This is a genomic window from Oceanospirillum sp. (genome assembly GCF_982874595.1).
The window spans coordinates 1-2,922 of record NZ_CEYNZH010000095.1; the positions used below are offsets into that span (position 1 = coordinate 1).

At 49.7% G+C, this 2,922-nt stretch carries 3 protein-coding genes and 1 pseudogene; 3 read left to right on the forward strand and 1 reads right to left on the reverse strand.

What is annotated here, in order from left to right; all coding sequences use genetic code 11:
• Positions 1 to 242 (reverse strand): annotated as a pseudogene (locus AC4GL5_RS18305) (hypothetical protein); the annotation flags it as partial.
• A 454-nt stretch (positions 243 to 696) separates the two neighbouring features.
• Here AC4GL5_RS18305 and AC4GL5_RS18310 point away from each other — a divergent pair.
• From AC4GL5_RS18310 to AC4GL5_RS18320, 3 genes are all read left to right on the forward strand, one after another.
• A complete protein-coding gene (locus AC4GL5_RS18310; RefSeq protein WP_490384244.1) occupies positions 697 to 1,536 on the forward strand; it encodes an ABC transporter substrate-binding protein in 840 nt (279 codons plus the stop codon).
• Between the two features lie 244 nt (positions 1,537 to 1,780).
• Positions 1,781 to 2,485 (forward strand): ABC transporter permease, encoded by a 705-nt coding sequence (locus AC4GL5_RS18315; RefSeq protein WP_490384245.1) that lies wholly within the window; start codon positions 1,781 to 1,783, stop codon positions 2,483 to 2,485.
• A gap of 13 nt (positions 2,486 to 2,498) precedes the next feature.
• Positions 2,499 to 2,922: ATP-binding cassette domain-containing protein (locus tag AC4GL5_RS18320; protein WP_490384246.1), on the forward strand; the 424-nt coding region annotated here is incomplete at its 3' end.

Sequence of the window (2,922 nt, forward strand, 5' to 3'; positions counted from 1 at the left end):
CAGATGATGAGGTCAAAATGACAGCGTTTGCGGATCTCTTCCGCTGTTTCGATGCTGTCGGCGGATTCTACCAGTGCAAAGCGTTTGCTCAGTGCTTTGATGAGAAAACTACGCATGCCGGGTTCATCATCAACAATCAGTATGGAGATGGCCGGAGCCAAACCTCCGGCATGGGTACTTAAAGGATTGCCTGACGGTTTGCCGGAAGCGTCAGAGGCAGAAAAGTGGGGATTTTTATCCATAGAGACCATCGTGTCGTTTCTTATGCTCGGTATTGTTGTTGGCTATCTCATTCATCACAGGCGGTTTTATGGGATTTGTTGTCAGCGGGTATTTTTGCGCTGTTTTACCGGTTTCTGATGAAAATAGTTAAGCTTCTCATAAGTCATTTAGTCCGACCTGTCTGTTTGCGTTGATTGATTTATCAGATCGGAGCCGTTTCAGCGATCTCTGTCGCTTTGTTTTCTACTGGTACTCAGGTTTGCTGAGTGATGTGTCAAATTGTCCGGAAGGTGTTTTTGGTGGGTCATTATGACCCTTTTTTGTTGTTTTTTTCTCTGTCTTCGTCACTTGCGTTGATCTAGTCTGACTTACAGGTCAGTGCTCATGCCTGATGACGGACTCTGGCATCTATTTTGCTCCGGAGGGAGTCCGATCATAACAAACATTGCACTTTGAAGCATTTAAAGGACTAGCATGAGCACACCTAAGATGAGCAAACTGAAAACCTTTATTCGTTCGGCGGCGTTGGCTACTTTGGCGGCAACTGTTTCTATCCAGTCTTATGCCGAAGACCTGGGTATTGTCCGTCTGGCGACGACGACCAGCACATACAACTCCGGTCTGCTGGACTACCTGCTGCCGGAGTTTGAAAAAGCCAATGGCGCAACGGTGCAGGTTATTGCTGTCGGTACAGGTAAGGCGTTGCGTATGGGGCGGGATGGTGATGTGGATCTGGTCATGACTCACGCACCTAAGGCAGAGGCTAAATTTGTTGCTGAGGGCCACGGTGTTCAGCCTCGCGGTATCATGTATAACGACTTTGTTCTGGTGGGGCCTAAAAATGATCCAGCTGGTGTGAAGTCGGCCAACAATATTGAGGCCGCGCTGGCTAAAGTATCCGGTACGCAGTCTTTGTTTATCTCTCGTGGCGATGACTCCGGTACTCATAAGAAAGAACTGGGTCTCTGGAAGCAGGCGGGTACAAAACTGCCTTTCGAAGGTTACCGTGAAGTGGGTCAGGGTATGGGTAAAGTGCTGCAGATCAGCTCAGAATTGCAGGCTTACACGCTGACAGACCGTGGTACTTGGTTGGCGTATAAATCCAAGGTGGATCTGGCGATTGTTTCAGAAGGCGACAAGCGTCTGTTCAATCCTTACCAGGTTATTCTGGTGAATCCTGCCAAATACGATGGACTGAACACCAAAGGTGCTCAGGCGCTGAGCGATTGGCTTGTTTCTGAAAAAACTCAGAAGCGCATTGATGACTTCCGCCTGCACGGTGAGCGTCTGTTCATTGCCAATGCTAAGAAATAGCGATAGGTAATAAGCGATAAAGCTGCCGGTGTTTTGCATCGGTAGCGGTTTCTGACGGCGGAACTGCGTCTCAGAATCTGACCTGCTGGATTTGGCTGAACGCACCGGCAGGTTTGTTTTATTAAGGCGATGCCTTTCTGCATACAACATCGCCCTGGGTTTCATGTATAAAGAGTGAAACCTGTGAATTCGCAACGTACATTAAAGCGAAAGAAAATAAGATAAGTATAAGGCGCTTCCATTCATGGCTTCTCTGACCGAGACCTTTGCTGCGGCAGTTGAACTCCTGATATCCGGAGACGATGCTCTCTGGAATATTATCGGTGTTTCTTTTCGGGTCTCTTTTTCGGCTCTTCTTTTAGCGGTTGTTCCGGCGACGTTGATCGGTTTTGCGTTAGCTTACTGGCGGTTTCCCGGTCGTTGGCTGATGCTGTCTCTGACCCATACCCTGATGGCTGTGCCGACGGTGGTGGTGGGTCTTATTCTCTTTATGTTGTTATCCCGGGCGGGACCTTTAGGTGATTGGCGACTGCTGTTTACACAGAATGCCATGATCATTGGTCAGTTTCTGCTTTGTATGCCTTTGATTGTTTCGATGAGTCACAGCGCCTTTCAGGGAGCGGATAAACGGGCTTGGGAGACGGCGAAAATGTTGGGGGCCAGTCCGGTTCGTTGCCTTTGGGTGCTGATGCTTGAAGTGCGTTATGCTCTTTATGCCTGCTTTATCGCCGCTTTTGCCCGCATTATTGCCGAAGTAGGCTGTGCGATGATGGTCGGTGGCAATATTCTGAATTACACCCGAAGTATCACGACGGCTATCGCTTTGGAAACCCTGAAGGGCGAATATGCGCAGGGGGTTGCTTTGGGACTGGTACTTTTTATTTTGGCGATGGTGCTCAATGTGGGTATGGGGTTGCTTCGGGGAAAAGGTCAGCTGGCCAGCCGCTGATACAGGTGTTGATGTGATAGAGAAAACGACTGTCGTGACAGAAAAACGCCATCCCAAGACTTCAGCTTCTTGCTGGAGGCGGTTAGGTGCCCTGTTGCCCTGGATCACTTTAGATAAGCGGGGGCGCACGGATGATAGCTCTGGCGATATCTCAACGCAGGGCCCGAACTCTGATGTTTCCCGGTCACTTTTGGATATTCGCGGGCTTCGGCAAAGCTGGCCTGATCAGGCTGAGGATCTTTTTAGGGTTGAATCACTGAGCTGGATGCCGGGACAGCATATCTGGCTGCAGGGGGCGAATGGTTCCGGAAAAACCACCCTGATGCGACTGATTTCCGGACTGGAAGCGATTCAGGAGGGAGTGATCCATCTATCGGGTGCTTCTGGTAGCAATGTTGACGAGGACGAATTGCGTATCTGTTATCTGCACCAGTCCC